The sequence below is a fragment of the Mesorhizobium sp. Cs1321R2N1 genome, from assembly GCF_037179725.1.
Taxonomy (GTDB): Bacteria; Pseudomonadota; Alphaproteobacteria; order Rhizobiales; family Rhizobiaceae; genus Mesorhizobium; species Mesorhizobium salmacidum.
Window position 1 is genome coordinate 15,626 of the sequence record NZ_JAPYKP010000050.1, and the last position, 19,904, is coordinate 35,529.

Sequence of the window (19,904 nt, forward strand, 5' to 3'; positions counted from 1 at the left end):
ACCCAAGGCAATCAGCTCCGGTAGTCGCCGTTGATGGCGACATATTCCTTGGTGAGATCGCAGGTCCAAACCGTCGCCTTGCCACGGCCGATGCCGATATCGGCGCGGATGCGGATGTCGTCGCGTTTCATGTAGGCCGAGGTCGCCTCTTCCGAATAGCCGGGGTCGCGCTCGCCCTCATGCGCCAGCCGGTTGTCGCCGAACCAGATCGACAGCCGGTCGCGATCCGCGGGCTCGCCGGCCTTGCCGACGGCCATGACAACGCGGCCCCAATTGGCGTCCTCGCCGGCGACCGCGGTCTTCACCAGCGGCGAATTGGCGATCGACAGCGCGATGCGTTTGGCCGAGCGGGCCGACTTGGCCCCGGTGACGGTGACCTCGACCTGCTTGCGGGCGCCCTCGCCGTCGCGCACCACCTGCAGCGCCAGCGACTTCAGCACCTTGCCGAGCGCCCGACGGAACTGGCTAAGGCGGGCATCTCTTGGATCGGTGATTTCAGGCGCGCCGCGCTTTGCCGCCTTGCCGGTGGCGAATAACAGCAGCGTGTCGCTGGTCGAGGTGTCGCTGTCGACGGTCACCGCGTTGAACGTCTTGGCCGTGCCGCGCGACAACAGGTCCTGCAGGACCGGTGCCGCGATCGGCGCGTCGGTGGCGATGAAGGACAGCATCGTCGCCATGTCGGGCGCGATCATACCGGCGCCCTTCGAAATGCCGTTGATGGTGACATCGGCGTCGCCGAGCTTGACCGTCTGCGTCGCCACCTTCGGATAGGTATCGGTGGTCATGATGGCCTTTGCCGCCTCGGTCCACAGGTCCGGCTTGCCGTCGCTGACCAGCCCGGCGAGCAGATGGCTGAACTTGGTCGTGTCGAGCGGCTCGCCGATGACACCGGTCGAGGCGAGGAAAACCTCAGCTGCCGTGCAGCCGGCCGCCATGGCCGCTGCTTGGCCAGTCAGCGCGGTCGATTCGCGGCCTTTCTTGCCGGTGAAGGCGTTGGCGTTGCCGGAATTGACGACCAGCACCCGCGCCTTGCCGGTGCCAAGGTTCTGCCGGCAGAAATCGACCGGCGCCGAGGGACATTTCGACTTGGTGAACACGCCGGCGACCGCGGTGCCGGCGTCGAACACCATGGCCAGGAGATCCGTACGGTTTTTGTACTTTATTCCCGCTTCGGCGGTGGCGATGCGCACCCCTTCGATTTCCGGCATTTTGGGGTATTTCTTTGGCGCGAGCGGCGAAATCGTCGTGGACATGGAACCTCGGGCGGGAAAATCGCAAGGGGAAGGCCGGTTTGCCCGATACGGCGCGCCGGTGCAAGCGCCGTTTTCGTCGCTCCCGCCAGGGCAAACACGTTCAGGATCAAGCTTGCATTTCAAATCTGTTGGCGTCGCCAGGGTCCATGGCGCTATGATCCTCCCCATGGGCAGGCTTGCGATCCTCGCTTGGGCATTTCTGGGACTTTTGCTGCTGCGCGCCGACGCCGAGCCGGCGCGGCGCGCTCGTCATCGGCAACGGCACCTATGCCGAGGCCGGCACGCTGGCCAATCCCGTCAACGACGCGCTCGACATCGCCGATAAGCTGCGTTCCATCGGCTTCGAGGTCATCGAAGGCAACGATCTCGGCAAGCACGCGCTTGAACGCAGCATTGGCGAGTTCTCAGATGCGCTCGAAGGTGCCGGCGTCGGGCTTTTCTACTATGCCGGCCACGGCCTGCAGGTCGAGGGCCGCAACTATATCGTGCCGGTCGACGCCAGGCTCGACATGCCGGTGAAGCTGCAGCTCGAAGCAGTGCCGATCGACGAAGTCCTCGACATCATGGAACAACAGACCAAGGTCAGCCTGGTCTTCCTCGATGCCTGCCGCAACAACCCGTTTGCCCGCGGCTTGAGCCGCACCGCCTCCACCCGCTCCGCGGCGGCGCTGGCGGGTCTGGCGCAGTTCGATTCGACGCGCGGCTCATTCATCGCCTTTTCGACCGCGCCGGGTGCTGTCGCCATGGACGGCAGCGGGCGCAACTCGCCCTTCGCCCAGGCCCTGCTGCGCCACATCGCCGAACCCGGCCAGAGCATCAACGACATGATGATCGCGGTGCGCCGCGACGTGGCTTCGCAAACCCGCGATGCCCAGCGCCCCTGGGAGCAGGGTTCGCTGCTCGAACGCTTCGAATTTGTGCCCGGCGAACGACCGGAAAAAACGCCTGCGCCGGCCACGTCACCCGCGCCCTCGACGCAAGTGGCTACGATCGAGCGTTCGGTCGGCGACCACAAAAGCGCGATCGGGAAATTCCTGCGCGACGACTACCTTTCGCCGGACGTCAAGGACATGCGCACCGCCGTCCGCCGGCTTTACGGACCATCGGCCACCATCTTCGGCACGCCTTACGATGCCGAGACGCTTGTGAAGGTGAAGAGCGACTGGTTCGCGCAATGGGCCTCGTGGTCGCTCGGCCTGGAACCGGGCAGCCTGGAGATCACACCGCATGGCGAGAGCAGCGCCCAGGCCGTCCTTGCCATGAACTACGACTACAGGCCAAAGGACAAGTCCGCGGCACCTGTGGCCGGCAAGGCGCGGGTGACGCTGGAATTGGTCAAGACCGACAAGGAATGGCGCATCGTGTCGGAGACATCGCGGGCGATGTGAGGCACCGCATGACGAATGCGGCGCCCCTGCGTCACAAAACGGGTCGTTCCGTTTCATCGCCGGATCGCTTATCATTGCCAGCGAATTGAAACGAGGACGACAGGAATGGCCGAGGAGGCTGATACGGCGCGCAAATCGATCGGTGCGCGGCGCAATCCCGACAGTGCGGACGCCATACTGGAGGCCGCCGAGGCAGTCCTTGTCGAGGCCGGTTATGCCGGTTTCTCGATCGAAGCGGTGGCGCGGCGCGCACGTGCCGGCAAGCCCACCATCTACCGCTGGTGGTCAAGCAAGGCCGCACTGCTGCTCGAAGTCTATCAGCGCCAGAAGCGCGTCGACGTTCCCGATACCGGAAAACTGGAGGAGGACCTCGTCGGCTTTTTGACAAACCTGTTCTCGCACTGGCGCGAGACATCGTCGGGCAGCGTGTTCAGGTCCCTGATCGCCGAGGCGCAGTCGGATGAAACCGCGGCCGAAGCCCTTGCCGATTATGCTGGCGGACGCCGGGCCCACACCCGCCAGATCATCGAACGCGCCAAGGCAAGGGGCGAGATCGCCAGCGACATCGATCCGGCCGTGGTCGCCGATCTCGTGGCTTCCTACGCCTGGCGACATCTCCTGACCAACCGGCTCGGCGAACCCGAAGCGACGATCCGCAAGGTGGTTCGATATCTTCTGCAAGGCATAGCAGCGCCCGGCAGGTAGGCACCGCTGGCAAGTGCCAACGAAAAAGGGCGCGGCGCCTTTCGGCTGCCGCGCCCTTTTTCGAGCTGTTCGGGCTTACTTGGCGCTTTCCAGCGTATCGACGGCCTTCTTCAGCTTGGCGTCGGGGATCTCGACCTTGGCACCAGCGCGCAGCGACTTGACCAGCGCGAAATACTTGTCCCGGATGACAGCCTGCTTGGCCTGATCCTTGACCTCGTCGAAGGCCGGCGGCTGCTTGGCGCGCTTGTCCTCGAGCTTGATGACGTGCCAGCCGAACTGCGACTGGACCGGCTGCTCGGTATACTTGCCGACGTCGAGCGCGAACGCCGCCTTGTCGAACTCCGGCACCATCTGGCCAGGTCCGAACCAGCCGAGGTCGCCGCCATTGGACTTGCCCGAGGGATCGCTGGTGTGTTCGTTGGCGAGCTTCTGGAAGTCGGCGCCGCCGTCGAGCTGCTTGATGATCGCCTCGGCCTCTTCCTTCGTCTTCACGAGGATGTGACGGGCATGCACCTCGTTGACCGGCGGCGTGTTGGCGATTTCCTGGTCGTAGCGGGCGCGAACCTCGGCGTCGGTGACCTTGTCGACGACACCCTTCTCGACCATTTCGCCATGCAGCGCGCGCTGCTGCAGGAAGGCCATGCGGCGCTGGAAGTCGGGATCCTTGTCGAGGCCAGTGGTAACCGCCTGGGCGGCCATGACGCGGATTTCGATGGCCGCCGAAAGGGCTGCGGCGCGGCGCTGCTCGGGCGGCAACTGCGCGAACTGCTGCGACAGTTCGCCCTCGGCAAGCACCAGATCGGCTTCGGTCAGGGGCTGGCCATTGACGGTGGCGATCACGGTATTCGGGTCGACCGGCGCCGCGGCCGGTGCGGCCGCATCCGCCGGGGCAGCCGGTGCGGGAGCGGTCTCCTGCGCCATCGATGGCGACAGGCAAAGAGCCGACAGGCCGAGGGCAAGGCCAAGGCTGGCAAGCGACGCACGGCTGAACAACAAGGACATAAGGATGACTCCGGTGAGGGATTGTAAGGAGGGCGGCTTCCAGATCAGCCAGATTGTGGCGGAATTTGGCGCGACCGGCAGGGCCAGCGCGGCGTTGACATCAGTTGAGCCCCCTCTTATCTGTCCATCGACTTGGCGTCCAGAACCGTTTTCCGGGCGCTTTTTGTGTTTGCCCGCATTCAGGCGGTGCGTTCACATGGATGTGATGGGGCCGGCCGGCGCCTGTCTCAAGATTGAGAATTCTATCGAAAGGACCATTGGATGGTCAGTCTCGGCGGTCTCGCCCGTAAGGTTTTCGGTTCCTCCAACGACCGTCGGGTCAAATCGACCCGCCCCCGCGTCGAGGCGATCAACGCCATGGAAAACGAGATGCGGGCACTCTCCGACGCCGAGCTTGCCGGCCGCACGGAAAAGTTCCGCCAGGACATCGCCAACGGCGCCAGCCTTGACGACCTGCTGATCCCTGCCTTCGCGACCGCCCGCGAGGCGGCGCGCCGCGTGCTCGGCATGCGCCCCTTCGACGTCCAGCTGGTTGGCGGCATGGTGCTGCACAATGGCGGCATCGCCGAGATGCGCACCGGCGAGGGCAAGACCCTGGTCGCGACGCTGCCGGTCTATCTCAACGCGCTTGCCGGCAATGGCGTCCATGTCGTCACCGTCAACGACTATCTCGCCACCCGCGACTCCGAATGGATGGGCCGCGTCTACAAATTCCTCGGCCTTTCGGTCGGCGTCATCGTCCACGGCCTGTCGGACGAAGAGCGCCGCGTCGCCTACGCCTCCGACGTCACTTACGCCACCAACAACGAGCTCGGCTTCGACTATCTGCGCGACAACATGAAATATGAGCGCGCCCAGATGGTGCAGCGCGGTCACAATTACGCGATCGTCGACGAGGTCGATTCCATCCTGGTCGACGAAGCGCGCACGCCGCTGATCATTTCCGGTCCGCTCGAGGACCGTTCGGAAATGTACAACACCATCGACACCTTCATCATCCAGCTGCAGCCGCAGGATTATGAAATCGACGAGAAGCAGAAGACCTCGATCTTCACCGAGGACGGCACCGAGAAGCTGGAGAACATGCTGCGCGATGCCGACCTGCTCAAGGGCGAATCGCTCTACGACGTCGAGAACGTCGCCATCGTCCATCACGTCAACAACGCGCTGAAGGCGCACCGGCTGTTCCAGCGCGACAAGGACTATATCGTGCGCAACGGTGAGATCGTCATCATCGACGAGTTCACCGGCCGCATGATGCCGGGCCGCCGCTATTCGGAAGGCCTGCACCAGGCGCTCGAAGCCAAGGAGCATGTGGCGATCCAGCCGGAGAACCAGACGCTCGCCTCCGTCACCTTCCAGAACTATTTCCGCCTCTACAAGAAGCTTTCCGGCATGACCGGCACGGCGCTGACCGAGGCCGAGGAATTCGGCAACATCTACGGTCTCGAAGTCACCGAGATCCCGACCAACCTGCCCGTTATCCGCAAGGACGAGGACGACGAGGTCTACCGGACGGTCGAGGAGAAGTACAAGGCGATCGTCCGGGAGATCCGCGAAGCCAGCGCCAAGGGCCAGCCGACGCTGGTGGGCACGACGTCGATCGAAAAGTCCGAGCAGTTGGCCGAGCGCCTGCGCAAGGAAGGCTTCACGGATTTCGAGGTGCTGAACGCCCGCCACCACGAGCGCGAGGCGGCGATCGTCGCCCAGGCCGGCAAGCCCGGCGCCATCACCATCGCCACCAACATGGCCGGCCGCGGTACCGATATCAAGCTTGGCGGCAATGCCGAGATGCGCATCGCCGACGAGCTGGGCGACATGCCGGAGGGTCCCGAGCGCGAGGCGCGTGAAAAGGAGATTTATGCCGACGTCGAGCGCCTGAAGGAAAAGGCGCTGGCCGCCGGCGGCCTTTACGTGCTCGCCACCGAGCGCCACGAGTCACGCCGCATCGACAATCAGCTCAGAGGTCGTTCGGGCCGCCAGGGCGATCCCGGCCGCTCGAAATTCTTCCTGTCGCTGCAGGACGACCTGATGCGCATCTTCGGCTCCGAGCGCATGGACGGCATGCTGCAGAAGCTCGGCCTCAAGGAAGACGAGGCGATCATCCACCCGTGGATCAACAAGGCGCTGGAAAAGGCGCAGAAGAAGGTCGAGGCGCGCAACTTCGACATCCGCAAGAACCTGTTGAAATATGACGACGTCTCCAACGACCAGCGCAAGGTGGTGTTCGAGCAGCGCATCGAGTTGATGGACGGCGAAGGCCTCTCGGAAACCATCGGCGAGATGCGCGAGGGCGTCATCGACGAGATCGTCGCCAAGGCGATACCCGAAAACGCTTATGCCGAGCAGTGGGACGTCGCGGGCCTGAAGGCCGAGGTCGCCGAATTCCTCAATCTCGACCTGCCGGTCGAGGACTGGGTGAAGGAAGAAGGCATCGCCGAGGACGACATTCGCGAGCGCATCTCTGCCGCCGCCGCCGACGCCGCCAAGGAGCGCGCCGACCGTTTCGGCCCCGAGGTGATGACCTATGTCGAGCGCTCGGTGGTGCTGCAGACGCTCGACCATCTGTGGCGCGAGCACATCGTCAATCTCGACCATCTGCGCTCGGTGGTCGGCTTCCGCGGCTACGCCCAGCGCGATCCGCTGCAGGAATACAAGAGCGAGGCGTTCGAGCTGTTCCAGGCGATGCTCGGCAATCTGCGCCAGGCCGTCACCGCGCAGCTGATGCGCGTCGAACTGGTCCGCCAGGCCGCCGAAGCCCCACCGCCCGAAGCGCCCGACATGTTCGGCACGCATATCGACGGCACCACCGGCGAGAACGATTTCGATGGCGGCGAGACCGCGCTGCTGGTCCGCCCCGAGACAACCGCCATCGTCGCCCCCGAAGACCGCGACCCGAACAACCCCGCAAGCTGGGGCAAGGTCGGGCGCAACGAAGCCTGCCCCTGCGGCTCCGGCAAGAAATACAAGCACTGCCACGGCGCGTTCGCCTAACGCGGCTCTTTCCTTCTCCCCGTTTCACGGGGAGAAGGTGGCCAGAAGGGCCGGATGAGGGGCGGCGCCGACATTGACGATTGACCGATCGGCGAGCTTGTTCTGGCGATTTCGCCCCGCGACACGGCATCAAATCCCCAGGGGGCACATCGCCAATGTCGCCGCCGTTCGCACGACCTGGGATTGATTGCTGAGGGCAGTCATGCTACAAGTCCACCCATGGTGCCGACTCACGCCAGCGACCCGCCGCAAGGCGGGTTTTTTATTTTGAACTGCTTCCTACAGGGGTCGGGCCGATTTCAAACTTGCCGGCGCCGGCCTTCGCGATTAGCCCATCTCCCCACCCGTGGGGGAGATGGCCGGCAGGCCAGAGGGGGGCGCTGTCCCGCCAACTCTCTAAAGGGTCGGTATCCCAATCGTGGTGGTCTTGAACTTTACCCGCAATTCGCCGTCCGCCACGCTGACCAGAAACACCGATTTTGAATCTTTGTAAGCGCCAAGCTTTTTGTACCTCTCGCACAGGTCGAGCAGCTTGCGCGCGTCAGCCGACACCTGGATCCGCCATGACGGTGACGAATGCACCAGAGAGCCCATGATCGGTGTTTCGATCATGACGCCTCCGTCAGCAGGCAAGAGCAGCGTGTCCTTTGGGATGCTCCCTTTTGCTCCAGCCGGCGCGCGGCGCATCTGCGGCAGTTTCGCGACCGCTTGATAGAAGTCGAGCGCGCTGACCTCCACGGCTGGATGGGCAAGTGTTGGTGACTTGGTCGTCATCGCTTCGCCGCTTTCATCGCTTCGGTAATTGCCATCGTCTCGACACTCACGCGCGTCACCCGCGCCAGAAGATCAATCACCTTCTCCTTGTAGTCGGCAAAGCGGTAGGTGTTGAATTTCTCCCGAATTGTAGGGTCCTTTGGCGTCTTTTCCCTGTGCTGGTCCAGAATCCAGTCGAGGCCAGAACGATTTCCGAGCCGGTAGTCCCATGCCTCTTTCGGAATGCCGGAAAGCTGTGTCTCGGTGTCGAGGCGAATAATGCCATTATCACGATCAGCCTTCAGCATCGCCTTGGGCACCACACCGGCAGCACGCGCCTTCTCGTCCGGCGTATCCAGCCGATCCAGCGGCCACGGTTCCACCGCTTCATAGCCGATGTGCAGGTCCATCAGCTTCTTGCCCCATCCAACCCAACACCAGAAATCGGGATAGAACGGGATGCGCGGAAACTCGCGCTTCAAGTTTAGCGCATATTTCTCGCGATAAACCGGGTCGTGGAGCACACCGTAGACGTAGTGAAAGATATCGTCCTTGGTGAGCCGGTTGGAGCGCTCACCATTCCCGTAGGCTTTCTGAAATTCCTTCAGTGCCCAGTCGGTGATGTTGTCTATGCGTTCACCGGCGGCTGTGTAGCGGTTACGAGGCAGGCCCGTGGAAATCGCTGCTGCTCCGGTAAAATGGTAATCGAATATACAATCGACGGCTCCAACCATGAACGGTTTTTGAGACCCGGGGTAGGTGAGCACGACGATATCGTTTCGTTCAGTCCCTAGCGAGCCAAATACGGCATCAATTTGCCCTCGCTCATCTATGAGGAGCGGCGATTTATAGAGATAAAGCCTGGAGAAGGGTCGATAATTTGCGATGGCAATTCGTTGAACGTCAAATGGTTCAGTTTTTTTCTGCTCTAACCGTCTTTTCAGATTTCTTGATAGTTTCAAAATTGAACCGGCAAACGTCTCTTTCTGTAGAGCGACTTCGTACTGTTCAACAAAGTTTTCAACTTTTTTGGAAAGAGTCTCCTCGGCTGGGGCGTAAAGCCATTCGTCGCGACCTGTGAACAATCCCTGGCCGAACAAACGAAAAATAGCCTTCTCCTGCGATCTGGCCTTTGCTCCTTTGGTCTTTTTGTCCGCCACCGAAATCATATGATCCCAGTCGTTCTCGGTTAAATTGACCCAATTCGTATTCTTGTCGGGCTCGATCCGCTGATACGAAATCGCCGATGCCCTGCTGTTCGCCAGAAAGCTAAGCTTGTCCTCGGCCGTATCCATCTCAGGCCGCCTCGCGTAGAAAATCTTGCAGCCTTTCTGCTTGTGACGCTTGACGAAAAATGAAATCGCCACGCCGGTCTGAATCCCAAAGACATTGTGCTTTGTGCCTGAAAGTTTCGGATTGGCGCGCACATCGCCGCCGAGGTCGACGATGTAGATCTCATTGAATTCCTGTTCGACTGCCTTGCGGAACCCATCAAATGTCCGGCTCTCGATGAAGCTGCGGTTGGTGATGAACGCCAGCACGCCGTCGTCGGCCATCCGATCGCTCGCCCATCGGAAAAAGCGGGCGTACATGTCGTAGACCTTGGTCTTCTGCGCCGTTGAGAGCCTGATGTAGCTTGACTTGATCAGTTCATCGATACGCTTGTACTCGCGGTTCTTGTTGTTGTCGTTCTCGTTGGCCTGGTTGGCATTGTAAGGCGGGTTGCCGATGATCACGGAAATCTTGCGCGCGTTCTGCCGTTTCACGCGCACCACGTTCTCATCGGAAAGCCCTCCGAACAGGTCATGTTGGTGACCGGCCTTGATGCCGAGCCCGCCCACATTGTCCAGCGTGTCGACGAAGCACAGATTGGGGAACTCTGCGAATTGGCCCGAAATCGCGGCGTAGGTCGCCTCGATGTTCAGGTTGGCGACGTAGTAGGGCAAGATCGCTACTTCGTTGGCATGGAGTTCATTCTTGTATTTGTGCGCGAGCTTTTGCGGTTGGCCGCGAAAATGTTCCAACAGTTCGCAGATGAACGTGCCCGTGCCCGTCGCCGGGTCCAGAATCTCGACATGCTGATCGATCAGTGATTTGCCAAAATGCTTCTGGGTCAGCCAGTCGGCACCCTCGATCATGAACTTCACGATCTCGTTCGGCGTGTAGACGACGCCCAGCCGATCGGCCTTCTTCTTGTCGTAAACCTTATAGAAATTCTCGTAGATCAACTTCAGGAACTGCTGTTTCTCCTGATGGCTGGAGATCAACGCCGCATTGGCGCGGATCGTCGAATAATAGGTTTCCAACCCCTTGAGCGTTTCACGCTTCAGTTGGCCGGTGAAGAACTTTGCCTCGAGCCCGTAGAGCTCCTTGGCGATATTGTTCTCGCGGTGGAAGTCGCCCTGGTCGAACACATGAGCGAAGATTTCCTCGGTCAGGATGTGCTGGATCAGCATTTCCCGGATATCGGCTTCGCCAACCGAGGGGTTGATCGTGTCCTTGGCATGCTGCAGGAATTTGTCCGCTGCTGCCTTGAAATCGGCGTTGGTGGCGTATGCCGCGTCGATACGCTCGCGCAGCGCCATCAGCACCGCCGGGATGTCGTGCTTGAACTGCTCGACGGCTTTGCGGAAATCGCGGATTTCCTCGCGCTCGTAACCGAAGAACAACGACACCAGCTTGAGCAGCTTTTCAGTGTTCGTCATCGAGCAGCGAAAGACTTCCTGCCGGTTCTGGATCAGGACCGCCGCTTCTGAATTTTCGAAAATGATGTTGTCTTGGGGATAGCCCTTGGCCAGCTTCTTGCGGATTTCCTCGTCGAGATCGTCGGCGGTATCCTTTGCTTCCCAATAGCCGAGCGGCACACGCAGATCATGCAAGATTGTGCCGTCAGGCCTGATCCTGTTCTTCTGTGGAGACAGAAATTCGTACTGGCTAATGAAATGCAGATTGTGCTGGCGCGCCCATGCCTTGAGCAAATCCTTGAACGCTTCCGAGATCACGCCCTCTGTGAGCGATCCAGAAAACTTCCTTAGTCTGTCGATTTCGTTGAGATACTGCTGAATTAGAAGTTGCGACATGATTCCCCCAAAGCGGACGCATTAGAGCGGGTTTCGCGCTTCCGGGAAAGTGCTTGAACACTGAAGCCCGCCATCATTTCGCGAACCTTTGCCCATTTCGTACTTTTCCCCAAGAGAGCCTCTAACACAGGACAAATGCTCCAAACCCGACGCCGCCCCTCATCCGCCTGCCGGCACCTTCTCCCGTATAGTGACGGGTAGAAGGAAGCTCCCCACCCACGCTTTCTTAAGGTGTCTTCGCTACACCAAAGGCTGAAAAGAGGCGGAAAACGGAGAAAAATCGGGGTGCGCTTTTCCGCGGCCACGACTGCCGGGCGGTTCTTGCCGCAGCGTTTGGCGCTGGGGCCGCTGCTCGACCGCATCGACGCCGTGCTGTTCGTCGCCGACGAGCGCGTCGTGGCTCGCGCCGCCGTCGGTCCTTGCGAAAGCCTGCTCACCATGAGCGGCAACCAGAATGTCCGCGCAGCCGTCCATGCCGTGACACTGGCCTTCAACATCGGGCTCATCGTGGTGCTGATCCCGTTTTTCGGCCTGTGGAGCGTGGCCACCGCCTTCGCCATGATCTTCGAGGCCGGCGCGCTGTCCTTCACGGTCTGGCGCCAGCTCGGCATCGTCATGGCGATCTTCGTGCCAGCCAAAGGAGCCGCCTGATGGCCGCCATCCCGTTGCTCGAGGAAACCAGCGGCGGTTCCGCCGGCGCCATGGTGTCCGGCCTTGCCGGGCTGGCGCGCGACGCCGACCCGGCCCATATCGAGATCCTCGCCAACAACCGGCCCGAGCGCAAACTCGCCATCTACCCGGCATCGGCCGGCTTCGACCTGGTCGAGGAACTCGATTATCTCTGCGCCCGCACGGTCGAGCCGAACGTCTTCTTCAACCCGCGTTTCCTGGCGCCGGCCATGCCCCGGCTGGAAGACCGCGAGGTACGCCTTGCAGTGATCCGCGACGGTGATGAATACCGCAACCGGCTGCGCCTGCTGGTGCCGATCTCGGTGGAACGGCCCGTGGTGCCGCTGGGCGTGCCGGTCATGCGCACATGGTCGAGCCCGTTCGGCCCGCTCGGCACGCCGCTGATCGACCGCGACGATCCGGTCGGCGTGGTCGAGGATTTCTTCTCGATGCTGTCGCGCCCGCATTTGAAGTTGCCGAAAGTCCTGGTCCTGCCCGACATCAGGCTGGACGGTCCGGTGGCGAGCCTGATCGGCACCGTGGCCGAGACGCGCGGGCTGATGCTGGTCACCACGGGCCAGACCTCACGCCCGGTGCTGGAGAGCGAACTCGACGGCGACGACTATCTGAAGGCTTCGCTGCGCGCGCACCACTATCGCGAGTTCCGCCGCCTCAAGCGGCGCCTCGGCGATCTCGGCAAGCTCGAACATGTCGTGGCACGCGGCCCCGAGGAAATCCGCCACGCCATCGAGCACTTCCTGACGCTGGAAGCGTCCGGCTGGAAAGGCCGCGAGCGCACCGCCATGGCGATCGACCGCTTCCGCGCCGCCTTCGCCCGCGAGGCTGTGCACCGGCTGGCCGAACAGGACATGTGCCGCATTCATTCGCTGACGCTCGACGGCCGCACCATCGCTTGCCTGATCGTCTTCGTCGAAGCTGGCGTCGCCTACACCTGGAAGACAGCCTATGACGAGACGCTGGCCGTCTATTCGCCCGGCACGCTGCTGATGATCGAGGTCACCAAGCAGCATCTCGAAGATCCCAACATCATGATGACCGATTCCTGCGCGGTGCCCGATCACCCGGTGATGAGCCGGTTATGGAGCGAGCGCAAGCCGGTCGGCACGCTGGTGATCGGGTTGACTCGCGACGCCGACCGCCTCGCCCGCCAGGCCGCCTCCCAGTTGCACCTCTACCGCGAGACCCGCAACATGGCGCGACTGCTGCGCAACCGGATGAAGAGTTTGCTGAAAAGGCGGTAGCGCCAATCGAGAGCATGGATCGGCCGCGGGAGGAAGTTTGGGTGCCCTTGCCAGGCAGTCATAGATCGCTGAATTCCCTTCTGCCGCCTATTCATCCCGCCAGATCACGCGGCGCACGAATTTGATCCCAACCAGCCGACGGTATCGAACACTAACCGCCTCTTCACCGACAAGGTGGAGCAATTCCGCATCTATGCTCTCGCTCGTGCGGCACATCTGGCAGGTCATCCTGCCGCGCAGCGTCTCGATCGGCACATTGCCGTAGACCTCTCTCAGCTCTGCCGGCTTGAAGAACCGTTTGATGTTGCAGTTCCGGCAACGAATGAGCGTGACCTGCCCCGCATTGTGGGCATGCATAAGGGTCCATGGCGCGCCTTTGTGCCATCGTTCGGGTTGGTCGGGCATGCGGCAGAAAAAGGAACATATTCCTCTCTCGTCAAGAGTGGGGTTGCCACTTTGCTCTCATTTCGTTTACTTTGCTAAATTAGCCGCAGGAACCATCCTGTCTCATGAATGAGATGGTTTGACCGTTGATCGGCCGTCGCTCGTCACAAGCGTTCGGATCGAACTGTCTCGACGAAAAGCGACCCGGCCGGAAGCGATTGTAAAAGGTCGGCCTCGGGCTCCGTCAGATTGATCCAGGCGGCCCACTTCTCTGGCTGGAGCACCACGACCTGGCGATTGTGATACGGCGCGACGTCTGGTCCCGGGTCAGTCGTCAGCATCGTGAATGTCGGCGGCTTGTTGCCGGTCCCTTCGCGCCACAAGCCTGCAATCGCCATGAATGGCGAGCCGTTCAACGTGAACCGATGCTTTGCCTTGGGGTATTTCGTGCCCGTGAATTCGAAGAACCCCGAAGCGGGCACCAGACAGCGCTTGCTATTCCCGAATTGCCGGCCTTCCGAGCGGAAGTTGAAGACGGGGCCGCCCTTTGGCCCGACCGGTGGAAATCCGAACGTCATCGAAGCCAGTTCTATCGCGTCGCCGGCAGCGCGCATGATTGGTGCCGGATCGTTAATGTGGATGTCGTCCACCCCTGGTAAATCGAGTTCACTTTGATGATCCGGGATTTTGAGCGCCAGTGACGCCATCATCCGGCAATATTCGGCCCAAGCGACATGTTGCTCGTAGTCGTTGCACATGGATGGCTCCGGAGCGCTCACCTCCGCCTAAAGCTACGGCGCGAGCCCGAAATGGCAAGCAGGTCACCCAAGGATGTCGGCTTCGATCGCGGCGTTAACAAATGCGGCGCGCGCTCCCGCGCGTCCTTCCTACCTCCAAGGCGGCGAGGCACGCTTTTCGGGCCGCCATGTGCCTCTGAATATTGGCTGCCTGGGCGACGCGCTCGACTTGAACAGCCTGCTGCCCGACCTGCCAAGTGCGACCTGGACGGGTTGGTCAAAACGCTGATCTTGCATCGCTGCCCACCTCCCGAAGCGCTCAATGCGACACCCCTAGCTGAATATAGGCGAGCTATTCCGGAACATTTTAGCAGAGCTGGATGTTGGATGTCATGACGGGGCGTGCTCGCCCTGCTTTCGACAGACCATCGAGGAGAGAACCATGGATTGGAACCGCATCGAAGGAAACTGGAAGCAATTCAAGGGCAAGGTGAAGGAACAGTGGGGCGATCTCACCGACGACGATCTCGACCAGATAGCCGGGAGGCGCGACCAGCTGGAGGGCAAGATTCAGGAACGCTACGGCATCGCGAAGGATCGCGTTCGCCAGGAGGTCGACGACTGGTATCGCCGCCAGAGCTGGTAGTTTGTTCAAACGTCCATTTTGTTGAGAGGGCGCCGGCATGGGCCGGCGTCCTTTCTCCGTCCTGGGCAGATGGCTGCGGTGTCCTCAGCTTGGTCTTGCGGATCGAGAACTGGCTGACGCTGGCAAAACTCCGGCACACGGGCGCCTCCCGCGTTGAAAGCCTTCCCGCGCGCCATCTCCGGTGAAATGCTCGCTGAACTTCAAAGGGCGTGTTGGTCGCGATGATCAAAACAAACGGCCATGGTCCGACCAGTTGCGAATTTGACCACGGCCTCCACCAGGGCGTCATCGCTGCACGGCCAGTCCGGCGCCAGGCGTCGAACCTCCGCGATCACTTCCCGGGTGGAGACTATCGCAAATGCCTCCCACCCCGATAGCGTCATGGAAACAAGCTCTTCGCTTGTCAGGCGGGGTAATATCCGATGCCGCGTCATGTTCACCGCGTTTCCTCCCAACGATGAACGTTAAAGATAGAGCCTAGCGCGAAGCCCTGAGGTCAGCGAGCTAAAATGTGGTCTGACCAAAATGGCTCACGCCCACGGTCTTGGGGTTGGATTTGTTGACTTCAAAGCGATCAAATGGTGCCCCTAGCCGGGATCGAACCAGCACTCCTTGCGGAACTCGATTTTGAGTCGAGCGCGTCTACCAATTCCGCCATAGGGGCTCAGGCCGGGCGGCCTGGATGGGCGCGGACTATACGGTCGGAGGCCTGTTCGTCAACTGGCCAATTCTCGGTATCGCATTGGATGCGACCAATCTTCGCCTTTTGATTTCGCGGCGGTGCTGCCATTGTGCAGCGCGGAAAATCTTTCTAGACAGGCGGCGCACCAAAGCGCGCCGTGTCTGGAGACATGCTGCGGCGCGCTTTGCGTCCTTGTTTTCATGCATGCCCTTGTCCCAGGGCGGCCGTGCGGTTTTGGGTCACTTGCGCTAGGAGAGCCGATGCTTCGCGGACTGTACGACTGGACCCTGTCGCTGGCGGCCCGCAAATCGGCCGAATGGTGGCTGGCCTTCATCGCTTTCGTGGAAAGCTCGGTATTCCTGGTGCCGGCCGACGTGCTCTATCTGCCGATGGCGTTGTCGCGGCCGGATCGCGCCTATCGCTATGCCTTCATCGCCACCGTCGCCTCGGTGCTGGGCGGCATTGCCGGCTGGTTCATCGGCCACTACGCCTATGACGCGGTGGCGCGGCCCATCCTCGAATTCTACGGCAAGTATGACGAGTTCGAGCAGTTGCGCTCCTCGGCTGGCGTCAGCATCGAGTTCATCGCCCTGATGCTGGTCACTTCGGGTGCCGCGCATCTGCCGCCCATCAAGGTGGTGACGATCCTGTCCGGCGCCCTTGGCGTCAATCTGGCGCTGTTCATCGTGCTGGCCGTCATCGCGCGCGGCGGCCGCTTCCTGCTCCTGGCGTGGCTTTTGCGCCGCTATGGCGAGCCAATCCGCGAATTCATCGAAAAGCGCCTGGGCCTGATCGCCGGCGCCGCCGCGGTTGCCCTGATTTTGCTCTATATCCTGATCAAATACGCTCTCTGACGCTTGTCGCTCAAACCGCGCAACGATTTCGAGAGCGTGGCAAGCAGATCTGGCGGACGGCGAACACGATGGACGAGAGACCGATGACAGCGACCATGAATGCCGATACCGGACGCCAGCGGACACGCGCTGCCTTGTTTCTCGCGGTCGCGATGGCCGCGACCGTTGGCTCGGCGCTCGGTTTCCAGCACATCGGCGGATACATACCCTGCCATCTCTGTCTGGAACAGCGCACCCCATATTACATCGGCGTGCCTTTGATGGTGCTGGCGGTGATCGCATCGATGCTGCGCGCACCGGCATGGCTGACGCGCGGCCTGCTGGCGATCGGCGGCCTGTTGATGCTCTACGGCCTTTATCTCGGCGTCTATCACTCCGGTGTCGAATGGGGCTGGTGGCAGGGTCCGGCCGATTGCACGGCGGGGGCCGGACCGGTCGACACCGGCGGCAAAGGCGTGCTCGACGCGCTCGACAAATTCGTGCCGCCCTCCTGCGACAAGGCCGCCTTGCGCATTCTCGGCCTGTCCCTGGCCGGCTGGAATGCCATCGCCAGCCTGATCCTCGCCGCCGTCGCCTTCCGCAGCGCTCTGTCTCGTGACTGACACAACAGCGCCGTCGCGAGATCATTCAAGAATTCGGCAGATTGAGTGACCCATTGTGGGTCGGAGAAGTGGGACTTGTGCGCCGGTCTGCTTGTGGGTGGGCAGCATGGTTATCCGGCCGACCGCTCAGCATTAAACGTCCATGACACGATGCGGCGCTCGGTCGATATGCCTTCGCACTACCGGATTTTAGCGCACGAGGGAGCTCCGGCTGCTGCGCGACCCTCAAGCACCGATGGCGACAATGCGTGAAATCCTTTGTTGCCCCGTTGCCGCTCAGACCCAAAAAACGCTTCAGGCGGCCAGCCTGCCGAATTCTCGAACGGACTCAAGGCTCCAGTTCGACATCCCAGTAGAGATAATCCATCCAGCTTTCATGCAGATGGTTGGGCGGAAACAGCCGGCCGTTATTGTGCAGATCGTGCACGGTTGGCTGATACGGCTTCTGCAGCGGCCACATCTTTGCCTGCGACGGCATCATCCCGCCCTTCCTCAAATTGCAGGGCGAACAGGCGGCGACGACATTCTCCCATGTCGTGGCACCTCCGCGATGGCGGGGGATGACATGGTCGAAGGTCAGGTCGTCGGGCGTGCTGCAATACTGGCACTGGAAACGATCGCGCAGGAAGACGTTGAAGCGGGTGAAGGCCGGATGCCTGGACGGCTTCACATAGGCCTTCAGGCTGACCACGCTCGGCAGCTTCATCGAGAAGGTCGGCGAGGATACCGCATGCTCGTATTCGGCGACGATGTTCACCCGGTCGAGGAACACCGCCTTGATGGCATCCTGCCAGGACCAGAGCGACAAGGGGTAATAGCTGAGCGGACGGTAATCCGCATTCAGCACCAGCGCTGGAAGCCCATCCGGAGATACGGCAACCGTCACCTTGTTGACCTCCTTGGTTCGCACATGATCCCGAAAATCGAATTCGACTTTCGGAAAGGATCATGCGCTGCTTCAAAAGCCCGACCGTTCGGCGCGGATACTGTAAGCCCGACATGACAGGGATGTGAAGCGGATTGTCGCTCGCGCGACGTGCCAAAAACGCATGATTTTTATGCTTTTTTGCAATTCAGGCCGGCGGTGCGGCGTCCCGGCCCCTGGTTTCGCGATAATAGGACCAGAAAAGCCGCGATGCGACACCTCGCCACGGGCTCCATGATTCGGCCAATGCGATCAGTGTTTTCTCCGCTGGACGCGGGTCGATGCCCAGCGCGTGACCGACAGCGCTCTGCAGGGCGACATCGCGCGCCGGGAAAATATCGGGATGCCCGGCGGCAAACAACAGATATACTTCCGCCGTCCAGGGACCGATACCGGGCACGGCCGTCATCCTGGCGATTGCCTCCCCAGCGTCGAGCGAACAAAGGTGATGCAGGTCGAGCCCGTCGGCTACGGCCTGGGCGACCGCGACAAGGCCACGCTGCTTGGGCCGCGACAGGCCGGCCTCGCGAAACATGTCCTCGCCGGCGGCCAAGATCGCTTGCGGCGTCAGCGGATCGACCAGTTTCGTCAGCCGGCCGAAGATGGCATCGGCGCTGGCCCGCGACACCTGCTGCGAGACGATGATCGAGGCCAGGCTCCTGAAGCCGGGCTCCGAAAGCCTGAGCGGCACCTCGCCGGCCATGCCGCGCACTTTTTCCAGGCGCGGGTCGATGAGGCAAAGCGCGTCCAGTCCCCGCTCAACGTCGTCAACTGTCGCGATGCGCTGCATGATATCCTTGTCCGAAAATGTGCCGCAAAGTAGCAATGGCCAAAACCGCAGCACAACCCGATTGCCGCCTGAGACATGACGCTCCTGACATTCCGCTTCGCGCCCAGCCCCAACGGCGAACTGCATCTGGGCCACACCTATTCGGCGCTGCTCAATCAGAAGCTGGCGATGCATATGGGCGGCCGCCTGCTGCTTCGTGTCGAAGACATCGACACCACGCGCTGCACGCCGGAGTTCGAGGCGGGCATGTTTGCCGACCTGAAATGGCTGGGCCTGGGCTGGGAAGAGCCGGTGCGCCGGCAATCCGAGCATTTCGCCGACTACGAAGCGGTGCTGGAACGGCTGATCCGCGAGGAACTGGTCTATCCCGCCTTCATGAGCCGTGGCGAGATCAGGGCTTTCATCGCCGACAGCGAAAGGTGCGGACGCGACTGGCCGCGCGATCCCGACGGTGTGCCGCTCTATCCCCCGGCCGACAAGGCATTGCCGATGAAGGAACGCAAACGGCGCATCGCCGAGAATGCGCCTTTCGCCTGGCGGCTGGACGTCGGCGCCGCCATGGCGCGTGCCGGCAAGGACCTCACATGGGCCGAATTCACCGATGAGACGCTATCGGCGACGCGCCCGGTCGAAGCCCGTCCGCAGGACTGGGGCGACGTGATCGTGGCGCGCCGGGACATCCCGACCAGCTACCACCTCGCCGTCGTCATCGACGACGCGCTGCAAGGCGTCAGCCATGTCGTGCGCGGCCAGGACCTGTTTTCCGCGACCGGGGTGCAGCGCCTGCTCCAGGAGATTCTGGGATTGCGACGACCCGTCTATTTCCATCATCGGTTGATCCTCGGGCTGGACGGGCGAAAACTGTCGAAGAGCCTCAGGGATACCGGTCTCGCCGCCTTGCGCGAAGCAGGCGCTTCGCCGGACGATGTCAAAAGGATGGTCGGGCTTTGACCAGTACACCGTCAGGAGAAATGCTCTCCAGACGCGTGACCCATTGAATTCCCGTGACGCATGGATCAATCGTTTCGTTTTGCGCGCCGGGTTCAACAGGACTAGGGCGTAGTGACGATTTAACGGGTTGGGATTCCCAAGGAAGGGCAAATCAGATTCAACGCTGATTTTTGGAGGTCAGCGATGGACTGCGATGCGCTTCGAGAGGATCAGTGGGAACGGATCAA

General features: G+C 61.6%; 16 protein-coding genes, 1 tRNA gene and 1 pseudogene. 9 read left to right on the forward strand and 9 right to left on the reverse strand.

Annotated elements, in window-relative coordinates:
• Positions 1 to 11: 11 nt before the first annotated feature.
• The gene (gene argJ, locus O7A61_RS15155) at positions 12 to 1,253 is read right to left on the reverse strand and encodes a bifunctional glutamate N-acetyltransferase/amino-acid acetyltransferase ArgJ (RefSeq protein ID WP_337130477.1); all 1,242 of its coding nucleotides are present in this window, start codon (positions 1,251 to 1,253) and stop codon (positions 12 to 14) included.
• Positions 1,254 to 1,429: 176 nt separating this feature from the next.
• On the opposite strand from argJ, the gene O7A61_RS15160 reads away from it, so the two are divergent.
• Together O7A61_RS15160 and O7A61_RS15165 are read left to right on the forward strand one after the other, a co-directional pair.
• Positions 1,430 to 2,641 carry a caspase domain-containing protein gene (locus tag O7A61_RS15160; protein WP_337130478.1) on the forward strand — a complete coding sequence of 404 codons (1,212 nt, stop codon included), beginning with the start codon at positions 1,430 to 1,432 and terminating at the stop codon, positions 2,639 to 2,641.
• Between the two features lie 105 nt (positions 2,642 to 2,746).
• Positions 2,747 to 3,346: a TetR/AcrR family transcriptional regulator gene (locus O7A61_RS15165; RefSeq protein ID WP_337130479.1), complete on the forward strand. Its 600-nt coding sequence runs from the start codon at positions 2,747 to 2,749 to the stop codon at positions 3,344 to 3,346.
• A gap of 75 nt (positions 3,347 to 3,421) precedes the next feature.
• Here O7A61_RS15165 and O7A61_RS15170 read toward each other — a convergent pair whose 3' ends face one another.
• Positions 3,422 to 4,348, reverse strand: coding sequence for a peptidylprolyl isomerase (locus O7A61_RS15170; RefSeq protein WP_337130480.1), 927 nt, complete (start codon positions 4,346 to 4,348; stop codon positions 3,422 to 3,424).
• Positions 4,349 to 4,609: 261 nt separating this feature from the next.
• Here O7A61_RS15170 and secA point away from each other — a divergent pair, with 261 nt between their 5' ends.
• On the forward strand, positions 4,610 to 7,342 hold the full coding sequence (secA, locus tag O7A61_RS15175) for a preprotein translocase subunit SecA (RefSeq protein WP_337130481.1): 2,733 nt from the start codon (positions 4,610 to 4,612) through the stop codon (positions 7,340 to 7,342).
• Between the two features lie 396 nt (positions 7,343 to 7,738).
• Here the strand turns inward: secA and O7A61_RS15180 are convergent, their stop codons facing one another.
• Both O7A61_RS15180 and O7A61_RS15185 read right to left on the reverse strand, forming a co-directional pair.
• Positions 7,739 to 8,116 carry a hypothetical protein gene (locus O7A61_RS15180; protein ID WP_337130482.1) on the reverse strand — a complete coding sequence of 126 codons (378 nt, stop codon included), beginning with the start codon at positions 8,114 to 8,116 and terminating at the stop codon, positions 7,739 to 7,741.
• A complete protein-coding gene (locus tag O7A61_RS15185; RefSeq protein ID WP_337130483.1) occupies positions 8,113 to 11,175 on the reverse strand; it encodes a type ISP restriction/modification enzyme in 3,063 nt (1,020 codons plus the stop codon). The genes O7A61_RS15180 and O7A61_RS15185 overlap by 4 nt, the downstream gene beginning before the upstream one ends.
• Before the next feature lie 390 nt (positions 11,176 to 11,565).
• Here O7A61_RS15185 and O7A61_RS15190 point away from each other — a divergent pair.
• Both O7A61_RS15190 and O7A61_RS15195 read left to right on the forward strand, forming a co-directional pair.
• Positions 11,566 to 11,826, forward strand: a pseudogene (locus tag O7A61_RS15190) (lipopolysaccharide biosynthesis protein); the annotation flags it as partial.
• On the forward strand, positions 11,826 to 13,106 hold the full coding sequence (locus O7A61_RS15195) for a GNAT family N-acetyltransferase (protein WP_337130484.1): 1,281 nt from the start codon (positions 11,826 to 11,828) through the stop codon (positions 13,104 to 13,106). The pseudogene O7A61_RS15190 and the gene O7A61_RS15195, both read left to right, overlap by 1 nt.
• A gap of 87 nt (positions 13,107 to 13,193) precedes the next feature.
• On the opposite strand, the gene O7A61_RS15200 is transcribed toward O7A61_RS15195, so the two are convergent.
• Positions 13,194 to 13,463: a hypothetical protein gene (locus O7A61_RS15200; RefSeq protein ID WP_337130485.1), complete on the reverse strand. Its 270-nt coding sequence runs from the start codon at positions 13,461 to 13,463 to the stop codon at positions 13,194 to 13,196.
• A gap of 191 nt (positions 13,464 to 13,654) precedes the next feature.
• On the reverse strand, positions 13,655 to 14,248 hold the full coding sequence (locus O7A61_RS15205) for an SOS response-associated peptidase (RefSeq protein WP_337130486.1): 594 nt from the start codon (positions 14,246 to 14,248) through the stop codon (positions 13,655 to 13,657).
• A 421-nt stretch (positions 14,249 to 14,669) separates the two neighbouring features.
• On the opposite strand from O7A61_RS15205, the gene O7A61_RS15210 reads away from it, so the two are divergent.
• Positions 14,670 to 14,873 (forward strand): CsbD family protein, encoded by a 204-nt coding sequence (locus O7A61_RS15210; RefSeq protein ID WP_027143449.1) that lies wholly within the window; start codon positions 14,670 to 14,672, stop codon positions 14,871 to 14,873.
• 579 nt (positions 14,874 to 15,452) lie between these two features.
• Here the strand turns inward: O7A61_RS15210 and O7A61_RS15215 are convergent.
• A tRNA-Leu gene (locus tag O7A61_RS15215) sits at positions 15,453 to 15,537 on the reverse strand.
• A 278-nt stretch (positions 15,538 to 15,815) separates the two neighbouring features.
• On the opposite strand from O7A61_RS15215, the gene O7A61_RS15220 reads away from it, so the two are divergent.
• Both O7A61_RS15220 and O7A61_RS15225 read left to right on the forward strand, forming a co-directional pair.
• Entirely contained in the window at positions 15,816 to 16,409 is a 594-nt protein-coding gene (locus tag O7A61_RS15220) for a YqaA family protein (RefSeq protein ID WP_337130487.1), read from the forward strand.
• An 83-nt stretch (positions 16,410 to 16,492) separates the two neighbouring features.
• Entirely contained in the window at positions 16,493 to 17,011 is a 519-nt protein-coding gene (locus tag O7A61_RS15225) for a disulfide bond formation protein B (RefSeq protein WP_337130488.1), read from the forward strand.
• 328 nt (positions 17,012 to 17,339) lie between these two features.
• Here the strand turns inward: O7A61_RS15225 and O7A61_RS15230 are convergent, their stop codons facing one another.
• Complete coding sequence (locus O7A61_RS15230) at positions 17,340 to 17,897, reverse strand: HNH endonuclease (RefSeq protein ID WP_027143453.1); 558 nt, start codon at positions 17,895 to 17,897, stop codon at positions 17,340 to 17,342.
• Between the two features lie 187 nt (positions 17,898 to 18,084).
• Positions 18,085 to 18,726: a DNA-3-methyladenine glycosylase family protein gene (locus O7A61_RS15235; RefSeq protein ID WP_027143454.1), complete on the reverse strand. Its 642-nt coding sequence runs from the start codon at positions 18,724 to 18,726 to the stop codon at positions 18,085 to 18,087.
• Between the two features lie 75 nt (positions 18,727 to 18,801).
• On the opposite strand from O7A61_RS15235, the gene gluQRS reads away from it, so the two are divergent.
• Complete coding sequence (gene gluQRS, locus O7A61_RS15240) at positions 18,802 to 19,677, forward strand: tRNA glutamyl-Q(34) synthetase GluQRS (RefSeq protein WP_337130489.1); 876 nt, start codon at positions 18,802 to 18,804, stop codon at positions 19,675 to 19,677.
• Positions 19,678 to 19,904 lie beyond the last annotated feature (227 nt).